The sequence below is a fragment of the Micromonospora sp. DT68 genome, from assembly GCF_049847245.1.
Lineage (GTDB): Bacteria > Actinomycetota > Actinomycetes > Mycobacteriales > Micromonosporaceae > Micromonospora > Micromonospora profundi.
On sequence record NZ_JBNCNZ010000030.1, the window covers coordinates 23464 to 35814 of the forward strand.

12 protein-coding genes are annotated in these 12351 nt (G+C 73.5%); 5 read left to right on the forward strand and 7 right to left on the reverse strand.

Translation table 11 applies throughout. The features are described from left to right. Positions 1–6: 6 nt before the first annotated feature. The 3 genes from ACPXB1_RS29785 to ACPXB1_RS29795 form a co-directional block, all read right to left on the reverse strand. Complete coding sequence (locus tag ACPXB1_RS29785) at positions 7–1545, reverse strand: PH domain-containing protein (RefSeq protein WP_425736108.1); 1539 nt, start codon at positions 1543–1545, stop codon at positions 7–9. Between the two features lie 82 nt (positions 1546–1627). Then, positions 1628–2167, reverse strand: coding sequence for a PH domain-containing protein (locus tag ACPXB1_RS29790; protein WP_355594546.1), 540 nt, complete (start codon positions 2165–2167; stop codon positions 1628–1630). Positions 2168–2530: 363 nt separating this feature from the next. Further along, positions 2531–2761 carry a hypothetical protein gene (locus ACPXB1_RS29795; protein ID WP_355594466.1) on the reverse strand — a complete coding sequence of 77 codons (231 nt, stop codon included), beginning with the start codon at positions 2759–2761 and terminating at the stop codon, positions 2531–2533. A 241-nt stretch (positions 2762–3002) separates the two neighbouring features. Here ACPXB1_RS29795 and ACPXB1_RS29800 point away from each other — a divergent pair, with 241 nt between their 5' ends. The 3 genes from ACPXB1_RS29800 to ACPXB1_RS29810 are packed head-to-tail and all read left to right on the forward strand — an operon-like array spanning position 3003 to position 6036. Next, positions 3003–4109, forward strand: a complete 1107-nt coding sequence (locus ACPXB1_RS29800) for an AAA family ATPase (RefSeq protein WP_355594468.1) — start codon at positions 3003–3005, stop codon at positions 4107–4109. Further along, entirely contained in the window at positions 4088–5089 is a 1002-nt protein-coding gene (locus tag ACPXB1_RS29805) for a DUF58 domain-containing protein (protein WP_355594548.1), read from the forward strand. The genes ACPXB1_RS29800 and ACPXB1_RS29805 overlap by 22 nt, the downstream gene beginning before the upstream one ends. Continuing rightward, positions 5086–6036: a VWA domain-containing protein gene (locus ACPXB1_RS29810; RefSeq protein ID WP_355594470.1), complete on the forward strand. Its 951-nt coding sequence runs from the start codon at positions 5086–5088 to the stop codon at positions 6034–6036. Before ACPXB1_RS29805 ends, ACPXB1_RS29810 begins: the two co-directional genes overlap by 4 nt. Before the next feature lie 348 nt (positions 6037–6384). Here the strand turns inward: ACPXB1_RS29810 and ACPXB1_RS29815 are convergent, their stop codons facing one another. The 4 genes from ACPXB1_RS29815 to ACPXB1_RS29830 all read right to left on the reverse strand — a co-directional run bounded on the left by ACPXB1_RS29815 (position 6385) and on the right by ACPXB1_RS29830 (position 10516). Then, the gene (locus ACPXB1_RS29815; RefSeq protein WP_355594472.1) at positions 6385–7617 is read right to left on the reverse strand and encodes an acyltransferase family protein; all 1233 of its coding nucleotides are present in this window, start codon (positions 7615–7617) and stop codon (positions 6385–6387) included. Further along, complete coding sequence (locus ACPXB1_RS29820; protein ID WP_355594550.1) at positions 7614–8516, reverse strand: alpha/beta hydrolase; 903 nt, start codon at positions 8514–8516, stop codon at positions 7614–7616. The genes ACPXB1_RS29815 and ACPXB1_RS29820 overlap by 4 nt, the downstream gene beginning before the upstream one ends. A 102-nt stretch (positions 8517–8618) precedes the next feature. After that, positions 8619–9281 carry a response regulator transcription factor gene (locus tag ACPXB1_RS29825; protein ID WP_355594474.1) on the reverse strand — a complete coding sequence of 221 codons (663 nt, stop codon included), beginning with the start codon at positions 9279–9281 and terminating at the stop codon, positions 8619–8621. Beyond that, positions 9278–10516: a sensor histidine kinase gene (locus tag ACPXB1_RS29830; RefSeq protein WP_425736107.1), complete on the reverse strand. Its 1239-nt coding sequence runs from the start codon at positions 10514–10516 to the stop codon at positions 9278–9280. The genes ACPXB1_RS29825 and ACPXB1_RS29830 overlap by 4 nt, the downstream gene beginning before the upstream one ends. A gap of 226 nt (positions 10517–10742) precedes the next feature. Here ACPXB1_RS29830 and fabG point away from each other — a divergent pair, with 226 nt between their 5' ends. Both fabG and fabI read left to right on the forward strand, forming a co-directional pair. Then, positions 10743–11447, forward strand: a complete 705-nt coding sequence (gene fabG, locus ACPXB1_RS29835; RefSeq protein WP_167943372.1) for a 3-oxoacyl-ACP reductase FabG — start codon at positions 10743–10745, stop codon at positions 11445–11447. A 27-nt stretch (positions 11448–11474) separates the two neighbouring features. Beyond that, complete coding sequence (gene fabI / locus ACPXB1_RS29840; protein WP_053652562.1) at positions 11475–12242, forward strand: enoyl-ACP reductase FabI; 768 nt, start codon at positions 11475–11477, stop codon at positions 12240–12242. Positions 12243–12351 lie beyond the last annotated feature (109 nt).

The following is a 12351-nucleotide window of genomic DNA, read 5'->3' on the forward strand; positions in this document are numbered from 1 at the left end:
AGTGGATCAGGCGGAGCGGCGGGCGGACTGCGCTCGGGTGGTCAGTTCGGCCGCCAGGATCCACGCCTCGGCCAGGTCCCGGTCCTCGGCCGCCGCTCCCGATCCGCCCGCCGTGTCCGCGTGTACGGTCGCCAACCCCAGCAGGCGCTGCACAGGCCCCTGCACGACCCGGACGCTCTGGATCCGGGCGTACGGCACGATCGCCAACTGCCTGGTGAGCAGCCCGGACCGGGTGGCGAAGACCCGATCGAACAGACCCGCGCCGAGCGCGCCACGGCCCAGCGGGTGCAGCCAGCGCGCCCGGGACGGCGGGCGGTGCAGCGTCAGCGTGTCGAGGCGTACACCCGGTAGGACCTCGGCGACGATCATCGTCGCGGTCGGCAGGTCACCGACCGGCAGCAACCGGTCGGGACGGTTGCGGTCGTCGGCCTCGCCGACGGAGTAGCCGGCCACCTCGAGGCGGAGCCGCAACCAGCCCTTGACCCGCCAGAGCAGCGGCCAGGTGGCCCGCACGGTCTGCACCCGGTGCAGCGGTACGGTCTGCGCCCGCGTTTCCAGCAGCCCGTTGTGCACCCGCAGCGTGCCGCCGTCGCGGGCCAGCCGGAAGTTCCAGTCGTCGAGGACCCGGCGGATCGGTTGCAGCAGCACACCTGCCATCGCGGTGAGCGTGCTCGCCACAGCGATGAACGACCACGACTCGGCGGTGACGAACTGCACCACGACGAACGCCAGGCCGAACGGAAGCAGGAACGCCTGCGGGGTGAGCAGCTGGCTGACCAGCAGGTCGTTGTTGCGTACCGCGTGCAGTGGCCGGCCCGGCGCGGGCGCCTGCGGTGGCGCACCACCGGCCGTCGTCGGCGCCGCGACGTCCGGCGCCGTCCGTCCGGCCAGCGCCAGCAACCGTTCGCGCAGCCGGGCCGCGTCGGCGACCCCGAGGTACGCCAGCGGGGCCTCGGTCTTGCCCCCGCCGACCACCTCCAGACGCAGTTCGGCCAGGCCGGTGAGCTGGGCGAGCAGCGGCCGGACCACCTCCACTGCCTGCAACCGTTCCAGCGGGATGGCCCGGGTACGCCGCCAGAGCAGCCCCTCGTACACGCGCAGTTCGCGGCCCACCACGTGGTAGCCGGTGTTGTACCAGCTGACCACCGACAGCACTGTGGCACCGAGCGCCAGCACCACCACCATCGCGGCGAACCAGCCGAAGCCCACCCGGGACAGCGTCGACCAGGACAGCCCGGCGATCACCACGACCAGTGACTTGGCACCGTGCAGCACCGGACTGAGCGGATGCAGCCGCTGGCGCGGTTCGCCGCCACCCGGCGGCCCCGGCCATTGCTGAACAGCGCCCGGAGGTACCGCGCCGTAGGGCCCCGCGCCTGGCGGTGGAGGGCCGTAGGGTCCGGCGCCCGGCGGCACCGGGCCGTAGGGTCCCGTCCCTGGCGGCGGAGGGCCGTAGGGTCCCGTGCCAGGCGGCGGAGCGCCGTAGGGGCCCGCGGCGGGGTACTGAGGCGGTGGACCGGCGGGAGGCGCGTCGCCGGACGGCATGGACGGGCGGGTGCCCGGCTCGGTGGGACTCTCGCTCATCGGGCCGACCCTCGGCATCGCCGACGGGTGCCCAGCCGGGCGGTCACAGCCCTTCCGCCCGGTCCTCGCCGAGCGCGGTGAGCCGGTCGCGCAGGCGGGACGCCTCCGCCGGGCGCAGCCCCGGCACCCGGGCGTCGCTCGCGGCGGCGGCCGTGTGCAACTGCACGGTGGCCAGGTTGAACGCACGCTCCAACGGGCCGGCGCTCACGTCGACGAACTGCATCCGGGAGTACGGCACGATGGACAGCCGTCGGACCAGTAGCCCGTGCCGCACCAGCAGGTCGTCGTCGCGTTCCGCGTACCCCCAGGCCCGGACCGCGCGGATGATGGCCGTGGCCCGCCACGCGCCGAACACGAGCACGGCGGCGAAGGCGACCCCGAACAGCCCGTGGCCGCTCAGCGCCCAGCCGAACGCCGTGACCGCCAGCCCGATGGCCACCACGATCGCCAGCCGGATCAGCTCCACCCAGATCAGGTCGGTGGAGATCGGCTGCCACTGGACGGAATCCGGCCACGGGTCCAACGGGCCCCGCCCGCCGGGCGCGGCGGAGGTGGACAGCGGGTCGGCGCCCGGTGGCGGCAGGAGACCGGGTGGCGGCAGGAGACCGGGCGGCGGCAGGTCGGGTGGGCGTGAGCTGGCGTCGTACCCGCCGGAGGGAGGTAGCGCGTTCGGCGGTAGCGGTGCCGGCGACGACGCGTCCGGCGGTGTGGGCTCCGGGCCGAGCGTTCCCGGCGCCGGGAACGCGCCGGGCGGCGGTGGGACGCCGGGCGGCGCGGCGGCCGGGGTGGGCGGCCAGGACGGGGAGGTGGGGTTCGGCGGGCCGGCGCGATCCTCCGGGCTCACCGACGGGACCCGTTCCGCGCGTACGGCGCTGCCGTTCCACGTCGTTCGTGGACGGCGCGCGACGTCACGCTGCTGTGCCTCATCGTTTCCTCGCTGCGCTGATCACATGTCGAGGGTAGGTGATGTGGGCACCGGAGTGACGGTACGCAGGAAGCCGCGAGCGTCCAGGAAGTCGCCCAGACTGCCCCGGTGGTCGTCGCAGGCGAGCCAGGTCTTGCGTCGCTCGGCGTCGTGCAGGCGCGGATTGTTCCACTCCAGGGCCCAGACGGCGGTGGCACGGCAGCCGCGGGCCGAGCAGACAAGGGCCTCGTCGGCGGGGGAGGGGATGCTCATCACGGTCAGTCTAGGGCGGCCGGAGAGGAAGTTTGAGCGCCGGGCGGCCACGGGGGGAGCCGCCCGGCGACGGGATGAATGGTACACACCACGGGCGGGTCGGTGTCCACCCGTGACGGGCGATTCGGTTGGCGGGGACGGCGTGGCGAAAATCGGCTTCTCCCCACCACCACACTCAGCTGGGCGTGCGAGTCTTGATACCGCACCAGCCGCGACGACCGACAAACGCTGTGGAGGACCGGTGGCCCAGCCGACCACGCCCGATGCCCCGACGCCGAACGGGGCGGCACCGGAGACGCCCGCGCCGGTGACGACGCCAGCGCAGGACGCCACCCTGTTGGAGAAGGCGCTGTTCGAGATCAAACGGGTGATCGTCGGGCAGGACCGGATGGTGGAGCGGATGTTCGTGGCGCTGCTCGCCCGGGGTCACTGCCTGCTCGAAGGGGTGCCCGGGGTGGCGAAGACCCTGGCCGTGGAGACCCTCGCCAAGGTCGTCGGTGGCTCGTTCGCGCGTGTGCAGTTCACCCCTGACCTGGTGCCGGCCGACATCATGGGTACGCGGATCTACCGGCAGTCGAGTGAGAAGTTCGACGTCGAGTTGGGCCCGGTCTTCGTCAACTTCCTGCTCGCCGACGAGATCAACAGGGCGCCGGCCAAGGTGCAGTCGGCGCTGCTGGAGGTGATGAGCGAGCGGCAGGTGTCCATCGGCGGGGAGAGCCACCGGGTGCCCGAACCGTTCCTGGTGATGGCAACCCAGAACCCGATCGAGCAGGAGGGCGTCTACCCGCTGCCGGAGGCGCAGCGGGACCGGTTCCTCATGAAGATCGTGGTCGGCTATCCGACCGACGCCGAGGAGCGCGAGATCGTCTACCGGATGGGCGTTGCCGCTCCGGAGCCGGCGGCGGTCTTCGACACACCCGACCTGATCGCCCTGCAACGCAAGGCGGACCAGGTATTCGTGCACAACGCGCTCGTCGACTACGCGGTCCGGCTGGTGCTGGCCACCCGTACCCCGGCCGAGCACGGCATGCCCGACGTCGCCCAGCTCATCCAGTACGGGGCCAGCCCGCGCGCCTCTCTGGGCCTGGTCCGGGCCACCCGCGCGCTGGCGCTGCTGCGCGGCCGGGACTACGCGCTCCCGCAGGACGTGCAGGACATCGCCCCGGACATCCTGCGGCACCGGCTGGTGCTCAGCTACGACGCGCTCGCCGACGACGTGCCGGCCGACCACATCGTGCACCGGGTCATGTCGACGATCCCGCTCCCGGCGGTCGCACCTCGGCAGCAGGCAACCCCGTCGCCCACAGTCGCGCCGCCGGGTGCAGGCTGGCACGGGCAGCGGCCGTGACCTCACCCACCCCTCGTCCCGCCCCCCTCGGCGACCGCAGTGAAGCGGTGCTGTCCCGCCTCCAACTGCTCGTCACCCGCAAGCTCGACGGTCTGCTCCAGGGTGACTACGCCGGCCTGCTGCCGGGGCCGGGCAGCGAGGCGGGGGAGTCGCGGGAGTACCGCCCCGGCGACGACGTACGCCGGATGGACTGGCCGGTCACGGCCCGGACCACGACAGCGCACGTGCGGCGTACGGTCGCCGACCGGGAGTTGGAGACGTGGCTGGCGCTGGACCTGTCGGCGAGCCTGGACTTCGGCACCGGGCAGTGGCTCAAACGTGAGGTAGTGGTGGCCGCCGCGGCGGCCATCGCCCACCTGACCGTGCGCGGCGGCAACCGGATCGGCGCGGTGATCGGCACCGGCGGCGGTGCGCCCGCCCCGACCCGCCGTTGGCGCGGTGGCCCACCGCCGACTGGGCCGGGAGTGCTCACCCGGCTGCCGGCCCGCTCGGGCCGCAAGGAGGCGCAGGGCCTGCTGCGTACTGTGGCCGGCACCGCGATCCAGCCCGGCCGGGGCGATCTGGGCGCCCTCGTCGAGATGCTCAACCGGCCGCCCCGACGACGTGGGGTGGCCGTGGTGGTCTCGGACTTCCTCGCGCCGGCCGAGCAGTGGGCCCGGCCGATGCGCAAGCTGCGGGTGCGGCACGATGTGCTGGCGATCGAGGTGGTGGACCCGCGCGAGCTGGAGTTGCCCGACGTGGGGGTGTTGCCGGTGGTCGATCCGGAGAGCGGTGAGCTGCACGAGGTGCAGACCGCCGACCCCCGCCTGCGGCAGCGGTACGCCGAGGCTGCCGCCGCCCAGCGCGCCGCGATCGCCGCGGCGCTGCGCGGCGCCGGCGCTGCCCATCTGCGTCTGCGTACCGACCGAGACTGGCTGCTGGACATGGTGCGTTTCGTTGCCGCGCAGCGGCACGCCCGCACCCGGGGGACGACACGATGATCCGTTTTCTGCAACCGTGGTGGCTGCTGGCCGTGCTGCCGGTGCTCGCCCTCGCCGCGTTCTACGTCTGGCGGCAGTTGCACCGCCGGGCGTACGCGATGCGGTTCACGAACGTGGACCTGCTGCGGACTGTGGCGCCGAAGGGTCTGGGCTGGCGTCGGCACGTCCCGGCGACGGCGTTCCTGCTCTGCCTGCTGGTGCTCGCCACCGCGCTGGCGCGTCCCGCCGTGGACCGCAAGGAACCGTTGGAGCGGGCGACAGTGATGCTGGCCATCGACGTGTCGTTGTCGATGCAGGCCGACGACGTGGCGCCGAACCGGCTGGAGGCCGCGCAGGAGGCCGCCAAGCAGTTCGTCGGTGAGCTGCCGGAGAGCTACAACCTGGGCCTCGTGTCGTTCGCCAAGGCGGCGAACGTGCTGGTGCCGCCGGGCAAGGACCGGGACGCGGTGACCGCCGCGATCGACGGGCTGGTGCTGGCCGAGGCGACCGCCACCGGTGAGGCGGTGTTCACCTGCCTGGAGGCGATCCGGTCGGTGCCGGCCGACGGCGCGGCCGGCATCCCACCGGCACGGATCGTGCTGCTCTCCGACGGGTTCCGCACCTCGGGTCGATCGGTGGAGGAGGCAGCGGCCGCCGCGCAGGCGGCAAACGTGCCGGTGTCCACTATCGCCTTCGGCACCGACACGGGCCAGGTCGACATCGGCGGGCAACTCCAGCGGGTGCCTGTGGACCGGCTCGCGCTGGCGGAACTGGCCGAGACCACCGAGGGCTACTTCTACGAGGCGGCGTCGGTGAGCGAGCTGAAGCAGGTCTACCAGGACATGGGCAGCTCGATCGGCTTCCGTACCGAGCCACGCGAGGTGACCCAGTGGTACGCCGGGCTGGCGCTGCTCCTGGCGCTCTGCGCCGGCTCGCTCAGCCTGCTCTGGTCGTCCCGGATGCTCTGAGCCGGTGGGCCGGCGGTGGTCAGTGGCCGCCGCCGGGCAGGGCTCGGTGGGCTGGCCGGCCGGCTCAGTGGCCTCCGCCGGCCAGGACGAAGATGACGGCCACCCAGACGGCGGCGAGGGTGAAGCCCAGCGGGGCGACGTAGCGGCTCATGGATGGCTCCGGGTGGCGGCAGGACGATCCGCGGGGCAGGGCGGACCGCAGGGGGTGGGGACGCGCACACGAAGTCGTGACCGGGCAGCTCCCGGCAACCGTCCGGTCATCGGACGGCGCGCGGCACACGCACCCCCGGCGTCAACCGGGGTGGTGGGGGAGCGAAGCGGGGTCAGCTCACCAGACTGAGTCGTGGCTCAGCGGGGCTGACCATCGGCCCGGCCACGACTGGGAGGATCGCTATCTCGCACAGCGATCACCTCCTGTAGGTCGGGCGGGCCGGAACGTCGATGATGGTACACCTGAGGTGTCGACAGGACGCACTCGGCCGACCGGTCCGCGACCCCTCCACCGGCCGGCTGGTGCGGCCCGTCGCGGCGACCCGTCCGCACGACGATTACCAGCGCCGTGGCCAGCAGCGGAAGCCAGCAGCAGCGGGCCAGCACCCAGCCCGCGTCGTCCGGCGCGGTGTGCAGCCCCGGCAGGGGCAGCCCGGCGCGGGCGGTGAGCGCCGTCACCGACACCAGCACCGGCTGATGCCACAGATAGATCCGGACGGCGTTACGGTTCGCCCTGCTCACCGTCCGGCGCGGCACCGGCCGGGTCAGCAGTCGTTCCAGCGCCGGCCGGGCGAGCAGCGCCAACCCGACCTGGGCGACAGCCAGGGCCACCGCAAACAGCGACGGCGGGTTCAGGTTCGACACGTCCGCTCCGGGAACCCCGACCGCGCTCACCGGGTAGCCCAGCGCCAGCAGCGTCGCCAGCGCGAGCACACCGACGCCCGCCAGCGTGCCGGCTGCCCGCCGCCCGTCCAGGCGTCCGTCGGCGTGCGCCACGCCGAGCAGGTACGGCACCGACCAGGCCGCCACCACGGTGACCGGCGGCAGGCTGCCCTCGGCAGGCAGCAGCCGTACGGCCAGGTCGGCCACCGCCACCACGGCCACCGTCGGCACGAGGCAGCGACTCAGGCCCCACCGGCGTACGGCGACACGCAGCGGGCCGGTCGACGCGACCATCACCAGCAGCGGCAGCAGGAACCACAACGGGCTGACCGCGAGCCGCAGCGCGACGGTGAGCGTGTCGTCCGGGGTGCCGATGACTGTGGCGGCGAGCAGCATGGCGGCGCCCACTCCCAGCAGCGCCACCGTGGGCAGCAGCAGCCGGCGTAGCCGCCGAGCCAACCAGTTGCCCGGGCCGCCCCGGTGCCGGGCCAGCGACCGGGTCGAGCCGAATCCGGCGGCGAAGAAGAAGAGTCCGAGCGTCTGCAACACCCAGGTCACCGGTGCCAGGACGGGCAGCTCGGTGAGCGGGCTGGCCTGGTGCAGCCCACCGTCGTCGGCAAGCACCAGCCCGGTGACCAGCCAGTGCCCCAGCACCACCCCGCAGATGGCGTACACCCGCAGGGCGTCGACGGCGCGGTCGCGGCTCATCGGGCGTCCCCGAACCGGTCGGCGTCGGCGGCGGTCAGGACGACCGCCGCGACGGCGGCCAGCGTGGAGCTGCCCGGCGTGAGATACCCGTCGTGCCCGGTCACCCCACCGACCGGCAGCGCCCGGGCGCCGAACGCGGGGTCGCCCGGGCGGCGGCCGAAGCCGAGACCCGGCAGCCGCACCGGCGGCACCCGGCGGATCCAGTCGGTCGGTGCCTCGGCCGCCCAGAACCGCCGACCGCGCATGTCGTCGGCGTGCTGCACCCCGGCGCCGACGCCGCCAAGGCTTACCACGTCGGTGACCTGAGCCGGTGCGCCGGCCGCCGCCAGCGACACCACGAGCGCGCCGTAGCTGTGCCCGACCACTGTGATCGTTGCGGCCGGTCGGCGCGCTGCCAACTGCCGCAACAACGCGACCAGCGCGTCCGCGCCGCGCCGGGCGCCGGCTGTCCCGGCGGCCGTCACCACCCCGTCGGGCGGGTCGTAGCCGAGCCAGGCCAGCACCGCGACCCGCGCCCCCGGGGCGATCGCCTGCAGCTGCCGATAGAGCTGCCCGGCCTGCGCCGCAGGCGCCCGCTGTGCGACACCGCCCAACCCACTGTCGAAGTCCGCGAGGGTACTGCCCACGCCGGGCACCAGCACCGCGATCCGGTCCGCGTCGGCCAGGTCGCCGAGCACCTCGACGACGCGGCCGTCGCCGCGCGGATCGAACAGCAGAAACCGGCGCCCGCCGGCCACCCAGTCCGCGTACGGAGGGCCGGCCGCGCGCATCGCCGCCTCCGTCACCGGGTACGCCTCGACGAACCCGGCCGCCGCGACCGGCTCGGCCCGGACGGGTAGCACCAGGTTCACGCCGAGCAGCAAGGCCAGCGCCAGGCGGTCGGCACCTCGTCGTCGCATCACGTTCCCCCCTAGCGGAATGTCTTCCGCGGGAGAGAGTGCGACGGCGGGTGGTGCGCGGTCGTCGTCCCGGAGAGCCGTTCCCGGACTGCCCCCTGGGAGCTACTCGCCGGCGGCGACCAGACCCGTCTCGTACGCCAGCACGACTGCCTGGGCGCGGTCGCGCAGACCCAGCTTGGCCAGGATCCGCCCGATGTGCGTCTTCACGGTCTGCTCGGCCACCACCAGGTCGGCAGCGATCTCCGCGTTGTTGCGGCCCCGGGCGATCAACCGCAGCACCTCGGTCTCCCGAGGGGTCAACCCGGCCAGGTCGGTGGGGCGCGGGCGGCGGCGGTCCGGGCGGGCCGCGAACTCGGCGATCAGCCGACGGGTGACCGCCGGGGCGAGCAGCGCGTCGCCGGCCGCGACCACCCGCACCGCCTGCACCAGGTCGGCCGCCGGGGCGTCCTTGAGCAGGAATCCGCTGGCGCCGGCGCGCAGCGCCTCGTACACGTAGTCGTCCAGGTCGAAGGTCGTGAGGATGAGCACGCGGGGGCGCTGCGCCGACCGGTCGCCGAGCAGCTTGCGGGTGGCGGCCAGCCCGTCCATTACCGGCATCCGCACGTCCATCAACACCACGTCGGGGTCGAGTTGGCGGGCGGCGGTGACGGCCTGCGCGCCGTCGGCGGCGTCACCGACCACGAGCAGGTCCGGCTGGGCGGCGAGCAGCGCGCCGAAACCCTGGCGGACCATCGCCTGGTCGTCGGCGATCAACACCTTGATCACAGGTTCCCGCCCTCCGTGTCGTACGGCAACTGCGCCGCCACCGCGTAACCCCCGTCAGGCAGGGGCCCGGCGGTGAACGTACCGCCCAGCGACGTGGCCCGTTCCCGCATGCCGGTCAGCCCGTGCCCGGGAACCGCCTCGGCGCCCGTCCGGACACCCGCGTCGTCCGGTGGCGCGTTCTGCACGCGTACCGCCAGGGTGGACCGCTCGGCGCGGACGGTGACCCGCACCGCGGCGCCGACCGCGTGCCGGGCCGCGTTGGCCAGGCCCTCCTGCACGATGCGGTACGCGGCCAGCCCGACCGGCGCGGGCACCTGCTGCTCGTCCACCGACCCGGTGTCCAGGGTCACCGGCAGGCCGGCGCGGCGTGCCGCGTCCACCATCGCGCCCAGGTCGGCGAGGTCCGGTTGGGGCGCGGTCTGCGGGTCGCTCGACTCGCTGCGCAGCACCCCCAGCAGCCGACGCATGTCGGTAAGCGCGTCGCGGGCCGAGGCGGCGATGGCGACGAACTCCGCGGCGGCCGGCGCCGGCACGCCCGTCAGCCGGTACGGGGCGGTCTCGGCCTGCACCGCGATCAGTGACATGTGGTGGGCCACCACGTCGTGCAACTCCCGGGCGATCCGGGTGCGCTCCTCAAGCACCGCGCGGCGCTCCTGCTCCCGCTCGCTCAGCTCGGTCTGCGCGGCCAACTCCCGCCGGGACAGCCGGTTGCGCCTGATCAGGTCACCGACGATCGCCAGCGCGCCGAGCAGCGCCAGGACGGCGGCCCGGTCAGCCGGACGTACCAGGGTGAGCACCGGCACCGAGGTGATCGCCACCACCCAGGCCAGCACCGGTCTGTCGACCCGCGCGACGACCACCGCGACCACCGCGATCGACCCGAGCGCCAGCGGCGCCGTCCACGGACCGGGCTGTTCGGCCGGCGCGTTGAACGTGCACACCAGCAGGGCCAGCACCGTCAGTCGCCAGGCCAGCAGGGGACGCCGGGGCAGCGCCAGCAGCGGCGCCACTGTCATCGCCGCGAACAGCACCGCTACCGGTGTCGGCAGACCCCACTCGCTCTCGATGGCCAGCGTGATCCAGAAGAGGCCGAGGGCGGCGAGCAGACCGGCCGGGGCGGCGTACCGGGCGAGCCGCGGCCAGCGGGCCAGCAGCGGCCGGGCGGGCGAGGTGTCGGGGCCGACCAGGGTCTGCCGGAGGGCTCGCAGGGCCACGGCGGCCGGTTGCCGGTTCACCACAGCAGGCTACGGTCCGAGCCCGCGCGAGGAGTGCCACCAGGGTCCGATCCCTGTGTCGTACTTTGGTGTGACACCGTCTAGCCGGAGGGCATCACCTGGGGGCCTCCGTCGGCGCACCTCCGGCTTGCTCTTCGCGCCGCTCAGGTGCCTCTCCCGTTAGCGCTTACCTGCCGGTAACGCCTAGGCTCGCCTCCGACTGAGATCAGCTGAGCAAGGGGGAACCGTGGCCCGTACCGTGTTGGTGACCGGGGGCAACCGGGGGATCGGCCTGGCCATCGCGCAGGCCTTCGCCAAGCAGGGTGACCGGGTTGCGGTCACCCATCGCAGCGGCGAGGCGCCGGACGGGCTGTTCGGCGTACGCGCCGACGTCACCGACGCGGCCTCCGTCGACGCCGCGTTCACCGCCGTCGAGGCCGAGCTGGGGCCGGTCGAGGTGCTTGTCGCCAACGCCGGCATCACCGACGACACGCTGCTGCTGCGGATGACCGAGGAGCAGTTCACCGGCGTGGTGGACACCAACCTCACCGGTTCGTACCGGGTCGCCAAGCGGGCCTCCGGCAAGATGCTCCGGGCCAAGTGGGGCCGCATGATCTTCATCTCATCGGTGGTCGGTCTCTCCGGCGGCGCCGGGCAGGTCAACTACGCCGCCAGCAAGGCCGGCCTGGTCGGCGTGGCCCGCTCGATCACCCGTGAGCTGGGCAGCCGCAACATCACCGCCAACGTGGTGGCACCCGGCTTCATCGACACGGACATGACCGCCGGCCTGTCCGAGGACCGCAAGGCGGAGATCCGCAAGTCCATCCCGGCCGGCCGGATGGCCACCCCGGACGAGGTGGCGGCCGTGGTGACCTGGCTGGCCTCCGACAGCGCCGGGTACGTCTCCGGCGCCGTGATCCCTGTCGACGGCGGCCTCGGTATGGGCCACTGACCCCCTTTGATTACGGAGGAACCCTGCATGTCCGGACTGCTCGCCGGTAAGCGGCTGCTCGTCAGCGGCGTCATCACCGACGCTTCGATCGCCTTCTCGGTGGCGAAGCTCGCCCAGGAGAACGGCGCGCAGGTCGTGCTGACCGGCTTCGGACGGCTATCCCTGGTCGAGCGGATCGCCAAGCGGCTGCCCGAGCCGGCGCCGGTCATCGAGGTGGACGTGACAAACGCCGAGCACCTGGCCAGCCTCGCCGACCGGGTCCGCGAGCACGTCGACGGGCTCGACGGCGTGGTGCACTCGATCGGCTTCGCCCCGCAGAGCTGCCTCGGCGGCGGTTTCCTCGACGCGCCGTGGGAGGACGTGGCGACCGCCCTGCACGTCTCCACCTTCTCGTACAAGTCGCTGGCCATGGCGGCGCTGCCGCTGATGTCGCCCGGCGGCGCGGTGGTCGGCCTGACCTTCGACGCGACGAAGGCGTGGCCGGTCTACGACTGGATGGGCGTGGCCAAGGCCGGCCTGGAGTCCGCATCCCGCTACCTGGCGCTGCACCTGGGCAAGCAGGGCATCCGCAGCAACCTCGTCGCCGCCGGGCCGCTGCGCACCATCGCCGCGAAGTCGATCCCGGGCTTCGACCAGTTCGAGGACGCCTGGACCGAGCGGGCGCCGCTGGGCTGGAGCCTCACCGACCAGGAGCCGGCCGCCCGGGCCTGCCTCGCGCTGCTGTCGGACTGGTTCCCGGCCACCACCGGCGAGATCGTCCACGTCGACGGCGGCTACCACGCCATCGGCGCCTGACCTGGGTGTAAGGAAGGGCCCCTTCTTAACGCGGCGGTTTCAAGGGGTCGTTGCAACACGTTGGCTAGTCGGTGACGGCTAGGAGCTTAGCGAGGCGCTCGGCTGGGGT